Origin of the sequence: Anaerobacillus sp. 1_MG-2023, from assembly GCF_030547345.1 — a bacterium.
Classification (GTDB): Bacteria; Bacillota; Bacilli; order Bacillales; family Guptibacillaceae; genus Guptibacillus; species Guptibacillus hwajinpoensis_B.
This window is the reverse complement of the sequence record NZ_JAUORD010000001.1, coordinates 220,120-233,810: the sequence shown is the minus strand read 5'-3', so window position 1 is coordinate 233,810 and position 13,691 is coordinate 220,120. Positions and strand designations below refer to the sequence as shown.

Sequence of the window (13,691 nt, the reverse complement as noted above, 5' to 3'; positions counted from 1 at the left end):
AGTGGATTGAAAACTTATAGGGAGATGAAAAGCATGCCAAATTGGATCTTTCAAGGAAACCCAAAGCATTTTGATGTCGATACATATATAAGGACAAACAAAATCGTTGAGTGGAGTATTCGTCAAAAGAATTTTGTTGATGAAATAAAGCCTGCTGATAAAGTGTTCATTTGGCGCTCGGATGGTGAAGAGCGGGAATCTGGAGGAATTATTGCTTTCGGTGAAATTGTATCTACTCCATTTGAATATGAAGATGACGTTAAGGTTGAAGTGAAAATAGAAGAATTCCGTCTTCATAAAGAAGAAGGGATGTTACCGCGTGTGCAATTAAGAGATTTACCTCAAACTATGAACATGCAGATCTTTCGCATGCGTCAGCATACAAACTATCGATTAAAGGATAATGAATTTGAAAGCTTGCTGGAATTATGGAAAGAACCAGAACGATTAACTACATACATGGAGTTACCTAAAATTGATCGGTTTTTGCACGTGTTTAAAAATGAAGCAAAACAGTGGTTTCAGGATCATGACTATTTATGGGAAAGCTATAATTTTTATGAAACATTTAAAAAGCAGGACCATATTGATGCTCTAGAATGGAAAGATATTCAGGAACTTGGGGATCATGTGAATGCCTTTCGAATGGCATTAGCTCGTAAGCGTGCTCTTGGCTATATGAATGCATCGATTGATAAGTACAGAGCTAGCTTTTATTATCTGATCTATGGACAGGATTCAATTGAATATCGAATGAATCAGTTTTTATCTAATGATTCATACAATCTTTTCGGGTTTGGAGAAAGTGTACTAAGTGAGCTTGTTGGTAGTCTTTTCCCAGAAGAATACTGTTTCTATAATCAACGGGATAAAGTAGCAGTTGAAAATATTTTAGAAATACAACCAGAATATACGCGTGGGGATACTTTTGCAGGAAAGTTTATGAAGTTCCAGAAAAGTCTGCAGGATAATCGAGTGAAAGAGAAATACTTGGAGATCGTTGGGAAACAAACAGATCTACCTATTTATTATGAAATTGATCAATTTTTCAGCTACCTCTATGAACAGTTTGCTAGTAATGAAGAAAATGATGTGGAAGAAGGTCCACAATACTGGGTTCTTGGTGCAGGAGAACAGAGTTTTATGTGGGAAGACTTCCTAAGAAATGAGCAAATTTCAATTGGTTGGAGTGAACTTGGTGATTTAAAGAAATATAGCAGCAAACGAGAAATTGCAGAAAAGCTTCGTGAGGTAAAAGGTCTCGGTCATAATCCTAACAACGATGCACTTGCAAACTATCAGTTCGCTTATGAAATGGAGATTGGGGACTATGTGTTCGTTAAGAAAGGCAATTCAAAACTAGTCGGCTATGGCAAAATTTTATCCGATTATCAGTATGATGAGAGTCGAGAGAAGCATGCTTCGATTCGAAAGGTGGAATGGCTTTCTACTGGAGAGTGGGAGCTAAAAGACGTAAAATTTCCGACAAAAACGCTCACTGATTTTCCTCTTGAAGGTGCTGAAAAAGTTCTTACAGTGATAGGGGATAATCGAGTGACCTATCCAGAAGCAAAAGATACTGGTTCTTTGGTAAAGGAAGCAGCTGCTTACACGTCAGAAAATATATTGTCGGAAGTTTTCATGGATGGAGATAAAGTACAAGATATACTTGAAACGCTGGATTATAAACAAAATATTATACTTCAAGGTCCTCCAGGCGTTGGAAAGACCTTTGTGGCAAAGCGTCTCGCTTATCTTCATATGGGAAAAAAGGATGAGAGTAAAATAGAAATGCTTCAGTTCCATCAATCATATTCATATGAAGAATTCATTCGTGGTTATAAGCCAGATCGAGAAGGTCGCTTTACGTTAAAGGATGGTATCTTCTATTCTTTTTGTCAGAAAGCGATTGAGTCTCCTGAAGAAAACTTCTATATGGTGATAGATGAGATCAATCGAGGCAATTTGTCTAAGATTTTTGGGGAACTCATGATGTTAATTGAGTCAGATAAACGCGGAAAGAAGTTCTCTGTAAAGCTTGCGTATAGTGATGGAGAAGAATCTTTTTATATTCCTAAGAACATTTATCTTATTGGAACGATGAATACAGCTGATCGCTCATTGGCACTTGTGGATTATGCATTAAGAAGACGCTTTTCATTTGTAGACGTAGAGACGGGGTTCGAAACAGGTGCTTTTCAGAATCACTTGAGAAAAAAGGGGGTTAGCCAGGGGTTTGTGGATAAAATTGTAACAGCTATGAATGATGTGAACGAGGAAATTGTAAGAGACGAAGCAAACCTCGGGAAAGGCTATGAGATCGGCCATAGTTACTTCTGTCCAACAGGTGAAAAAGTGGAAGATGAACAGAAGTGGTATGACCGTATCATACGTTTGGAAGTAGCTCCACTTCTTAGAGAATATTGGTTCGATGAGGAGGAGAAAGTGAATGAGCTCCTTGGCCGAATCAAGTAAAATCCCAATAAAGAACTTGTACTACATGCTCTGCTATTCTTGGGACCATTTGAGTGAAATAGGGGAGACAAATGTTGCTGGAGAAGATGATAAAGATTTACCTAACCTTCTTACTAGAATACTGATTGGTAAGTTACGCTCCCTTATTAAAAGAGGTTTTTATAGAGAATATGTAGAGCTTGAAGAGGAAGCATCGACTTTAAGAGGAAAAGTACTATTCAGCGAATCAATCGCAACAACTTCGTTCAAGCGCGGTAAGATGCATATTCTTTATGAAGAAATGAGCCATGATATTCTTCATAATCAATTGATTAAAGCAACACTTCTGCAATTAGTGAAGTTGAAAGAGTTGGACGATGATTTACGCAAAAAAGTTAGCAAATTAACGAGTTATTTTCATGAAGTGACGCCTATTAAGCTGAATCGTGATCTTTTTAAGAATATTAAGCTACATCGAAGCAATCGGCATTATCGATTTGTTCTTAATATTTGTCAATTTCTTATGGATTCAAGCCTATTAAATGAAGAGGGTCAAACAAGTCAATTTGCAGATTTCTATCGTGATCCAAGGGAAATGTCGATGCTATTTGAGAATTTCGTTAGGAACTTTTATCGAAATGAATTACCCTTTTATCAAGTTAGTCGTGAAACAATCTATTGGCAGGCTGAAGGAAATAATGATAAGTATCTTCCACGAATGCAAACGGATATTACATTGAAAAATAATGAGATAAAAATCATAATTGATACGAAATACTATCAGCATACGCTGACTTCTAATTATGGTTCTCAAAAAGTTCATAGCGGTAATCTTTATCAGCTTTATGCTTATTTAAATAATCAGCAAAGTTCGCTTCCAACTATGGGTATGCTTTTATATCCAGAGGTGAATCATACCTTGGATTTGAATTATCAAATTCAGGGTCACCGAGTTCAGGTTTGTACGGTCGATTTGAATATGGAGTGGAGGAAGATTCACGAGCGATTGCTGGAAATAATTAATAGATTTTAAATCTAATATATCGTGACAACTTATCTACTTGCGTGTATGGATTTTTTTTAGATATCTTCGAACGTCTTTTTTGACACTTATTACATTATTAAGTAAACTAATACCAACTAAATAAGGTTATCACGAGTGAACGAGAGTACGGGCTCTTTGACTTCACAGCAACCTGCCAGGCGGTAAGGTGCTCCAACCTGCAAAGCATGGCTTTGAATGATAACGCACGGATAGCGGAGGCTCTTTGTTGCATTCATTTGCGATGAAGGGCCTTTTTTGTTCATTTGTTGAATACCTTGTTTATAAGGATAAGGGGGATGAGTTTGTGAACGTAAATCGATTTGCACGAAGCGTCATGGCGAAAAGTTATGATGGTGAAAGTTTTTTATTACACGTGGCAGAAGTCATGGAACGTCAACTGAAGGAGTGGAATGAAGCGTATGAAGTGATCGTGATGAAGATGATCGACTACGAGGTCACTGTTAAAAAGGAAAACCGCTCTTATGAACTGTTGCTTACGGAGGTTGCATTGCTTTCGCTACAACAGAAATCCCCTTATGCGCTGGATCGATATTTGTGGCTGGAATTAGAGAAGCAGGGGCTTCAAATTGTGAGAGGAAATGGGGATTATATTGAGAGTGTGATGTGAGCCAATGTTGATGGAAGAGGATTTTGCTAATTCATTTTGATGATTCGAAATCGTGGATGTTTGGGGATTAGACTTGGATGCTTTTAAGAATAAGCGGTAAAATTATTTTTGAAATGAATAGTGTATTTTTTCTGAATGCTTTTGAAGTTATTTAATGTGGTAAAATTAAACTATTAAAGTAATGGATAATAAAAGTGTTAGAAGAAATTATGGTTCCATTTTTACTCTTTCTTTTGATTTTTTTAACATTACGAAATTTCCCTATTATAGGAGCGTTCTAATATGAAAACGAAAATGAACTATTTCATCTTATTTTTAACGATCATTTTTATAGTTGGTTGTACCAATTTAGAAAAGGCATCCAATAAAGATGCAGAAACAAATACACAAGAAGTAAGTACAGTTGAAACAAATGAAAATAGTGAAAAAGAAGAATCGAACACTACGGTTGTTGATGAGCCAGTAGAAGAGGAAACACCAGACCCAACAGAAGATGAACAGTTCTCAGGATACGAACTTATTGAAGTTGATGGTGGAGATTTGTCTGGACATCGAGAACCTAACGTCGTCGTTGATATTGGGTACGGTGACCGTGAATATTGGGCATTTACGAATGAATACGGACAACTCGTACGTGTCGTTGCTGACGAAATCATTCTACAAGATGATGGTAACGAACCTGTATTATCGTCTGGCAGGTACTATTCTGATGAGGCAAAGGTTCCGGGCGTCGAAAGTGACGTGTTAGACGAAGGACATATTATTGCTGATTCTCTCGGAGGGGTATCGAATGCTTATAACATTACCCCACAAGAGAGTACACTTAACCGACATGGTGATCAAGCTTATATGGAAGACGCGATCCGTAGCGCAGGTGAAGCTACGGATTTCGAAGCCATTATCACCTATTCGGATACGGAAAAGCAGATACCTTCAAGTTATCAGTACACGTATACTTTGAACGGAAATGAGATCGTTGATACATTTGATAATGTGAACCCTGATGAAGTCAACGCATCACTCGGATTAACTGAGAGCGAGCCTGACGATTCAACGCCTTCAGACACAGAGGGTGATATTTCTAGTATTGATACAAATGGTAATGGACAAGTGACGATTAAAGAAGCAGAGGCAGCAGGTTATAGTATGCCGATCATGAGTGATCATTGGTTATATCCTTATATGCGTGATAATGATAACGACGGTATGGTTGGTGAATAAGAGTCTAATCGCTTCGCCGGGACGGTTCTTATGATGCGATATTTCGAAAAAAGGTAGAGGAGCATTAATTATTAGTATAATTGATGCTCCTTTTATTTTAGAGATGGGATCGATAGAACCGTCCCGATGATTTCAGGCTTGGTTGTATTTGAAGATGGGGCTTTTTCGTTTGATTTAGTAGTGGAACAGGAAGAGAATGAGGTTCTTTATAAATGGATGAAAGAGATATGGGAATATCGATTGCATGAGCATTTTAAGAGGAATGCGAAATAATAGAATAGGTGATGGAAAATGGGGAAACGTTTGAAAGTTATTAACGATTATTCGGAAGTTGGGAAATTAAAGCGTGCAGATTTGTTTGGAATTATATTTGTTGCAATTCTTCCTTTTTTTTTATTATTTGGTAATACTTATATCTTCTTTGGCGTGTCATTTATTGGATTATTCATCAATTGGATTATACAAAAAAGAGAAAAAAAACTTTATGAAAAAGATAAACCCTATTTATACTCACAATATATTGTAGCTACATTTACTGTTTACTTTTTAATATTAATATCATCATTTTTTTTAGTATTTAAATTGCAACTACTAGTAAATATTATGCTTGTTTTAACACTATATATATATTTGTTTTTAGTAGTTGCTTTAATTTACTATTTTTTTAATTGTTTATATGTTTTGGAGTTAAAGCGAGTTTTTCCATTCGAAGGCTCTAATAAAAGCGACTATTCTCCATCTATGCGAGAATTGTCTAGGTATATAGACTTGGATACTCAAAAGAAATACTTTACTATTGTATTAATTGAAATAAGTGTTTATATTGTATTATCTGCATTTGCTCTCGGTTTGTTTTTAAAAAATCTTCATGTTCTAAATTTTGAACCTTTACCTTTTATCGGTAGTTGGGTTGAAAATCAAACCTATTTAACAACATTTAATTTGGTTAGTCTATTTTCTGTAACTTTTGCAATTTATACTATTACATTTCCTTGGAAAAATCGAGTAAAGTTTAAAGCAACAGAAGCTAAAAAGGAGAAGGACTCAAGTTATTTTTAAATTAGCTCCATTTGTTATTGATAGTCTTGAAGTGTAAGCTAACTGCAAAAATACATAGAGGAGTGAAACCAATGGATTTAACCCCTTCCGACCTAAAAACAAAAGACATCTACAAACTACTAACCGGCTCCGTTGTTCCAAGGCCGATTGCCTGGGTATCAACAGTGTCTGAAGACGGCGTTCATAACTTAGCACCATTCAGTTTCTTTACTGTTGCTTCCATCCGGCCTACCATTCTCGCGATCTCTATCGGACCAGGGACGGGGGAGCGTCAGGGTACGGAGAAGGATACGCTCGCAAATATCCGGACTCAAAAAGAGTTTGTCATCAATGTGGTGTCGAGCTCTCTTGGAAACGAAATGCAAAAAAGTGCAGAGAACGTACCTGCGGAAGTCGATGAATTTGAGCATGCTGGGTTAACACCGATCGATAGTAAGACGGTGCAACCGAAGCGGGTGAAAGAAGCGGCGATTCATATGGAATGCAAGCTCCATCAAATTATTCCGCTTGGATCTAATGCCCTTGTTCTTGGGGAAATGACGCACTATCATATTCAAGATGATACGTATTTAGGTGACTATAAAGTCGATCTCGAAAAGCTTTCACCCCTTGGCAGGCTTGCGGGGAACTATAGTGAGAGTAAGGAGTTTTTTACGTTACCGAGGTGAGGTAAACAAAGGTGCTTTCATCACATGCTTTCTAATTTGCATCACTCTGGGAGTCCTTGATTAGATTATGGAATTCGGAGCGGTATGAATCATGTGAGTGGAGAACGGAATGAATAGATACAGTTGTGAAAAGCATACGAGATTCGCAGAAATAGTCCTTTTCTCTCATGAGAAAAGGACTATTTTCGTTGAATGCGTCGAAAGACATAGAAAAGGAGGGGGAAGAGAGGGTATTCTAGGTTTAGAAATTAATGGAAGATATGAGAGCGATCATTTCCTGCTCGACAATACAGCGGCTATACCTAACTAGACGTACACATAGACTTCATTTGTGGTGAAACGAGGTTTGGTCGAAAAGGAGGTTGCGGTGCTAAACGAACTAGAAGAATTTAAACGTTATTTAGAGCGTACGAAGTATCGGGCAGAAGCCGAGGCGTTGGAAGCGTATCTAGGAAAGGTAAGGGAAGCTAGATTTGATATCGATGATAGTAAACGAGTCTTTGATCACCATCATTCGGCTTACTCGTCGAATTGGGTTGGAGAGGCACGTGAAGCTTATGAATCGCTTATTGGAGAACTCGAACAAGCCTCTCAAAGTGTGTATGCGGTTCATGAGGAACTGACCTCTGCGATTAACGAAGAAATAGACCGACTTCTTCAGAAAGCGGAGGGCTTGAAGTGACGAGAATAGCAATTAAACCAGAACAATTAGACCAGCTAGCAAGCGGCATCCAGGATGCCGAGCGAAAAGCAGATGAAGCGATTAGCGATTTTAAATGGAACTATCAATCTCTTCTAATGAACATCACGGGCGCGAACACCGGTAAAATTGATGCCCTTCAAGCGGAGTTACAGTATGAAATGCGCAAATACCGGGACAAGCTCCATGACTTGCAGGCGGCAGTGAAATTAACTGAGAGAAAAATGACGGAAGAAGATCACTCGCTTTCGGCAAAGTTTGGTCTTATGGCATTAAAATTTAGTGGTTTAAACAAGTTGTTTCAGAATTATGATCCTATCACGGGAGAAGCATTAAGCTGGAGTGAACGTCTTTTTGGAAAAAATCCACTGAATGCTTCATACGGTGGTGCATTTGGAGAGATGTTTCCAGACCTGCAATATGCCTTAAACCCAAAGGTGATTCAGAGTAGGATGAAGCAAACGTATGAAAGTGTCGTGCTCGATCCTTTATCAAAAACGACGACTTATCTAGACGATGTCCGCCAGGATGTGTCGCATAGTGTGGTCAGGTACTCAAACTATGTGGATCGCTGGTGGGGAGAGACGCAACAGAAGGTTGATGAAGTAAGTAATACAACGTGGGATTTTATGGGTGATGTTGTAGAAGGTGTGCTGGATGGAAGTGGGAATGCAGTAAAGGATACATTTGAAGGGATTTTTCATGAAGGGTTCCTTGAAACAATCCGTCGTTTAAATCCTGTGTATAGCGTAACGAAAGATGTGCCTAAACTGATAAGCTTATCTAAAAGCGTTTATGAAGATCCAAAAGGCAGTTTTCAAAAAGTAGTCGATGTGCCGAAATACATGTGGCAGGGTGTTAAAAAAGCCTGGGATCGAGATGTCGTAAACGGAGATGCGTCCAGTCGAACAGAATTTTTCACCTATGGGCTGACCACTATCGGTATAGGATTGTTAGGAGATAAAGGTCTCAGTAAAGTTGGAACAGCCGCGAAGACGATTGATAAAGTCAGTGATGCAGCCAAACGTGTTAAGATTGAAGGAAATGGTTCTCAGCCGGCATTAGCAGGAGTGAGTGCTGGGGCGGCTTCTAAAGGTGGCCCACCTTATAATGTGTTGAATGATCCGGTTTCGCGGATTAAGACTGAGATTGATCGGGTTTATGGTGGGAAGGGTAGTAAAAATAAAGCACTTACAGTAAATGATTATCTTGACGAAATAGTCGTATCTGGTAAGGTCGATGCTACTAAACTGAATAAGCTTAAAAATAGTATTCAAAATAATGTTTTTAGTGTAGAGGAACTTTCGGAGATTAGAGAAGAAATGACAAGATTAGGTATTGCTTCTAAGTATGATGAAGCTTTATTAAAAATAGATTTTGGTAAGTACCTTAGAGGACTAATAGGTGATCCACCTGTAAATATGGTAAATCCACATGCTCACCATATATTATTTAAAAAAGGTTTGGGTGACTCTCAGCAAAAACTCGTCCAAGAAGGACAACTAATATTAAGGAAGTATGGAATAGATCCGATAATCGGTAAAGAAAACTTAGCTTGGGCACCAAATAGGATTAGTGGACAACACAATATTGATGCATTAGAACATGTGGTAAACCAATTGAGAGCAGTAGATGAGGCTGGTGCAGATATAGATGATATTATTGAAATTTTAGAGGACTTAGGAAAACAAGCTGCAACTAGAAAGTAAAAGGAGGAGGAATTAATATGGATAAGACACAAACTGCGAAAGAAATAAGGACTGCTGTTAAGCGTGACCAATTAAATTCGGTAAAAGATTTGCTTGAGAAAGAACCAGAAATGTTAACATGGATAACTCCTTTTGGCTCATGGTTGCATATAGCTGCTGCACATGGAAATTTAGAAATAATTCGATATCTTATAGATGTTGGCATGGATATTAATATACAGGGAGGGACTTTCTCTACAAATGCCCTCGAAAGAGCTGCGGCAAAAGGGAATTTAAAGATTGCTGAATATCTTATTAACAAAAATATAGAGTTTGATATTAGCGAGCCGGATAGAAACCCTTTATTTGCTGCGATATATGGAGGTCATTTAGATGTTGTGAAGTTATTGGTTAACAATAATTTCGATATTTCTATAAAATACTCTGGTGACAACATGGAAAATATGGATGCCCATGCCTTTGCTGTGGAAAGAGGACAAATAGAAATCGCAGAATATTTAAGGAGTAAGTTGAATTAATAAGTTGAAATGTTTTTAGAAAAGGGAGTGCTATTCAATTATATAGCGCTCCTTTTGTTATGGATTTTTAACTTAAACTCGATGCGAAGATATGCTTATCGGAGAACTCGAACAAGCCTCTCAAAGTGTGTATGTGGTTCATGAGGAACTGACCTCTGCGATTAACGAAGAAATCGACCGACTTCTTCAGAAAGCGGAGGGCTTGAAGTGACGAGAATAACGATAAAACCAGAACAATTAGATCAGCTTGCAAGCGGCATCCAGGATGCCGAGCGAAAAGCAGATGAAGCGATTAGCGATTTTAAATGGAACTATCAATCTCTTCTAATGAACATCACGGGCGCGAACACCGGTAAAATTGATGCCCTTCAAGCGGAGTTGCAATATGAAATGCGCAAATACCGGGACAAGCTCCATGACCTACAGGCGGCAGTGAAATTAACCGAGAGAAAACTGACAGAAGAAGATCGGTCGCTTTCTGCGGAGTTCGGTCTTATGGCATTAAAATTTAGTGGCTTAAACAGGTTGTCCCAGGATTATGATCCCGTTACTGGAGAAGCATTAAGCTGGAGTGAACGTCTCTTTGGGAAAAATCCACTGATGGCTTCATACAGTGGTGCATTTGGAGAGATGTTTCCAGACCTGCAATATGCCCTAAACCCACAGGTGATTCAGAGTAGGATGAAACAGACGTATGAAAGTGTCGTGCTTGATCCTTTATCGAAAACGACGGCTTATCTAGACGATGTCCGCCGAGATGTGTCGCATAGTGTGGTCAAGTACTCAAGCTATGTGGATCGCTGGTGGGGAGAGACTCGGCAGAAGGTTGATGAAGCGCGGAATACGGCACGGAGCTTTTTGGGTGATGTCGTGAAGGGTGTACAGGTTGGAAGCGGGAATGCAGTAGAGGATGCGATTGATGGGTTTAAGGAGCTTAACGCATTAGCTGAAAAAGCATTTGGACCGAACTTTGCTGTATATCGCGATGAAGAAGATCTCCCTGAATTACTATTTAAAAGCTTAGAAACGATAAACTTCTATAAGAACATCTTTGGTGATCCAAAAGGCAATGTCCAGAAGGTGTTAGATGTACCGAAATACATGTGGCAAGGATTTAAAGAAGCCTGGGATCGAGACTTTGTGAACGGCGATGCCGAAAGTCGAACGGCATTCATTACTTACGGTCTAACATCATTAGGAATTGGAGCAATAGGAGACAAAGGTCTCGGCAAAATTGGAACAACCGCAAAAACGATTGACGACGTTGCGGATGCCGCGAAGAATGTTAAGGTTGAAGGGAAGGGTGCTCAACCGGCGTTAGCTGGAGCAGGTGCAGGGGGAGATTCTAGAGGTGGCGCTCCTTATAATGTGTTGAATGATCCGGTTTCGCGGATTAAGACTGAGATTGATCGGGTTTATGGTGGGAAGGGTAAGAATAGTAAAAGAGTTAATAGTGGGTATGCATTAGGTAGTCATTTTTTAAATGAATTTAAATTAAAACCTAATGTTAAATATGAAACGAATGGATATCAATATCAAACAGACGATTTGGGGAGAATTAAGAAAGCTTCAGGAGAACTAAAGTTGGAAATGGGTGTACGTGATACAAAACATCAGTTAGCTGCTGGGGGGATAGACCGAATTAAAGCTCCTAGTACTCAAGGAGATCATGGTGGACATTTAATCGGTACGCAATTTAATGGATCTCCATTTATCGATAATATAGTTTCAATGAATGGTAATGTTAATGTAGGTGCTTATAAAAAATTGGAATCTGCTTGGGCAAAAGCATTAAGAGATAAGCGGGAAGTTATAGTTGATATTAAACCCGTATATGAAGGAGATTCTATAAGGCCTGTTAGCTTTAACATAAAATATAGAATTGATGGAGAAAAATTTAATGCTAGATTAAAAAATGTATATGGAGGAAAGTAAATGAATACAGAGAACTTGCAAGAAATTTATCAAAAAGTAGCTGTGCAGTTAAATAATACTATTCCAGAGCCATGGGAAAAAGTGATGGTATATTCAGAAGTTGATGAATATAGTGATTCGACAGTATTTTTTTACTATCCAAAAAATAAGCAGGAACTGATATACAGTTTAGATATTGAAGATATGGAAGGGATTGATGAAGATGAGATTGATCATCAATTAAATCTACTTGGCAGTATCTTTAGAGAATTATGGGAAGAATTCAAAAGAAATAAGCAGGAACCTTGGACTAATTTAACATTTGAGTTATATTCTACTGGTAAGTTCGATGTTGAATTTGATTATACTTTATTAGAGGAAGAAAATAATTATAATCATTATGAGAGATTAATTATATGGAAGTATAAAAAGTTAGGAATTTCCCCTGATGCAAAGAGAGAAAGTGATGTGAAACTAATTAGAGAATATATTAGTACACAAAAATAATCTCTTTTAGAGTTATTGAGGAACATATGACAGATTCCTTGTCCCTGCAACATTACCGAGTTGGTTCCTATGTTGCAATACTTCGAAATAAAGAAGCATTAATTATTCAATAATTAATGCTTCTTTATTTATGAGATGTAATCAACAGAACCGTCCCCGCAATTCCCAATCAACGTGCCATACCTTATTTAGAAAATCCTGAAGCAAGGCATGTAGGAAACTTTGATAATGAATCCTATTTTGATGCTATTGATGCAATTAAAAGTGGAAATCTAGAAAGTCTAAATCGAATTGCCATAGCAAATGGAAAAGAACCATTCTCAGAGGTTGGTTTAGACACGTTAAAGGGAGATTATAACTATCATCAAGGAAACTTGAAAAATGCTGTTAGGAATGTCGACACTACTTATGGATTGAAAGGTACAGCTGCTCCGTGGAGAACTAGCTCTACAGGTGAGAAATTAATGGATGGTGGAGCTGAACAAATAGTAACACCGCTAAGTGGTGAGGTTTTGGAGGATATAGGAGTTATACCTAAATATTAAAAGGAGGACTAATTATGACAAAACAAGAGTTCTTAAAAAGATATAAGGATGACAAATTAACTATCGGTGCAGAGTATATAATGGTACTAGATAGCATTACAGATGAACCACTAGTATTAGGTTGTGTATATGATCAAGGGGTGTGGAAGATTTTTAAAACAGGAGAGCGGGGAGGCCACTATGTCATTAAAGAAAAAGATAGTGAAGAGGAAGCGTTTGATTATTTTTATCAAGTAGTTTTAATTCAAAATAGAAGATATAGTAATTAAAATAATCTTATAGTCTTTACTAGTTGAGGAAATTTTATATTTTCCATCTTCATACTTACCACACTATGACACAGGTTCATTGTCTCTAAGAACCACAAACTTTAATCTCCTTAGTTTTTACAGAAACAATCTCATAATTATAAGCAATTATACGCAGGCTGTAAGCATCGCGGAGACGGTTCTCATAATGCAATATTTCGAAAAACGTTAAAAGAAGCATTCATTTTTCCAATAATGAATGCTTCTTTTATTTATGAGGTGGAATCACCAGAACCGTCCCGGCGATTCTCCTTCATTGGTATTATCAGTTTACAAAAGCAACGCCGACGATGATCAATAGAACGAACAAGACAACAATTAGGGCGAAGCTGTTATTGTATCCAGACATAGTTATCACTCCTGTGATTTTCAAGTTAAGAGGTAATGGATCACTCTCATTAATAGAATATGCAAT

General features: G+C 37.8%; 14 protein-coding genes and 1 riboswitch. Of the genes, 13 read left to right on the top strand and 1 reads right to left on the bottom strand.

Annotation, left to right across the window (positions count from 1 at the left end; translation table 11 throughout):
* The first annotated feature begins 33 nt into the window (after positions 1–33).
* The 13 genes from Q4550_RS01255 to Q4550_RS01195 all read left to right on the top strand — a co-directional run bounded on the left by Q4550_RS01255 (position 34) and on the right by Q4550_RS01195 (position 13,237).
* Positions 34–2,475 carry an AAA family ATPase gene (locus tag Q4550_RS01255; protein ID WP_303529660.1) on the top strand — a complete coding sequence of 814 codons (2,442 nt, stop codon included), beginning with the start codon at positions 34–36 and terminating at the stop codon, positions 2,473–2,475.
* Entirely contained in the window at positions 2,450–3,487 is a 1,038-nt protein-coding gene (mcrC, locus tag Q4550_RS01250) for a 5-methylcytosine-specific restriction endonuclease system specificity protein McrC (protein WP_303529653.1), read from the top strand. Before Q4550_RS01255 ends, mcrC begins: the two co-directional genes overlap by 26 nt.
* A 114-nt stretch (positions 3,488–3,601) precedes the next feature.
* Positions 3,602–3,704, top strand: a riboswitch (SAM riboswitch).
* A gap of 99 nt (positions 3,705–3,803) precedes the next feature.
* The gene (locus tag Q4550_RS01245) at positions 3,804–4,127 is read left to right on the top strand and encodes a hypothetical protein (RefSeq protein WP_303529652.1); all 324 of its coding nucleotides are present in this window, start codon (positions 3,804–3,806) and stop codon (positions 4,125–4,127) included.
* Between the two features lie 282 nt (positions 4,128–4,409).
* Positions 4,410–5,348, top strand: a complete 939-nt coding sequence (locus Q4550_RS01240; RefSeq protein WP_303529650.1) for a DNA/RNA non-specific endonuclease — start codon at positions 4,410–4,412, stop codon at positions 5,346–5,348.
* A 291-nt stretch (positions 5,349–5,639) separates the two neighbouring features.
* Positions 5,640–6,407 carry a hypothetical protein gene (locus Q4550_RS01235; RefSeq protein WP_303529648.1) on the top strand — a complete coding sequence of 256 codons (768 nt, stop codon included), beginning with the start codon at positions 5,640–5,642 and terminating at the stop codon, positions 6,405–6,407.
* A gap of 71 nt (positions 6,408–6,478) precedes the next feature.
* Complete coding sequence (locus tag Q4550_RS01230; protein WP_303529647.1) at positions 6,479–7,075, top strand: flavin reductase family protein; 597 nt, start codon at positions 6,479–6,481, stop codon at positions 7,073–7,075.
* Between the two features lie 367 nt (positions 7,076–7,442).
* The gene (locus tag Q4550_RS01225; protein ID WP_303529646.1) at positions 7,443–7,757 is read left to right on the top strand and encodes a hypothetical protein; all 315 of its coding nucleotides are present in this window, start codon (positions 7,443–7,445) and stop codon (positions 7,755–7,757) included.
* Positions 7,754–9,484, top strand: coding sequence for an AHH domain-containing protein (locus tag Q4550_RS01220; protein ID WP_303529644.1), 1,731 nt, complete (start codon positions 7,754–7,756; stop codon positions 9,482–9,484). The genes Q4550_RS01225 and Q4550_RS01220 overlap by 4 nt, the downstream gene beginning before the upstream one ends.
* Before the next feature lie 17 nt (positions 9,485–9,501).
* On the top strand, positions 9,502–10,002 hold the full coding sequence (locus tag Q4550_RS01215) for an ankyrin repeat domain-containing protein (protein ID WP_194220780.1): 501 nt from the start codon (positions 9,502–9,504) through the stop codon (positions 10,000–10,002).
* 207 nt (positions 10,003–10,209) lie between these two features.
* A complete protein-coding gene (locus Q4550_RS01210) occupies positions 10,210–11,937 on the top strand; it encodes a DNA/RNA non-specific endonuclease (RefSeq protein ID WP_303529640.1) in 1,728 nt (575 codons plus the stop codon).
* Entirely contained in the window at positions 11,938–12,423 is a 486-nt protein-coding gene (locus Q4550_RS01205; RefSeq protein ID WP_194220781.1) for an immunity protein YezG family protein, read from the top strand. It abuts the gene before it with no gap.
* Between the two features lie 374 nt (positions 12,424–12,797).
* Entirely contained in the window at positions 12,798–12,968 is a 171-nt protein-coding gene (locus tag Q4550_RS01200; RefSeq protein ID WP_303529638.1) for a hypothetical protein, read from the top strand.
* Positions 12,969–12,982: 14 nt separating this feature from the next.
* The gene (locus tag Q4550_RS01195; RefSeq protein ID WP_303529637.1) at positions 12,983–13,237 is read left to right on the top strand and encodes a hypothetical protein; all 255 of its coding nucleotides are present in this window, start codon (positions 12,983–12,985) and stop codon (positions 13,235–13,237) included.
* Positions 13,238–13,541: 304 nt separating this feature from the next.
* Here the strand turns inward: Q4550_RS01195 and Q4550_RS01190 are convergent, their stop codons facing one another.
* The gene (locus Q4550_RS01190; RefSeq protein ID WP_194222236.1) at positions 13,542–13,625 is read right to left on the bottom strand and encodes a YjcZ family sporulation protein; all 84 of its coding nucleotides are present in this window, start codon (positions 13,623–13,625) and stop codon (positions 13,542–13,544) included.
* Between the last annotated feature and the right edge of the window lie 66 nt (positions 13,626–13,691).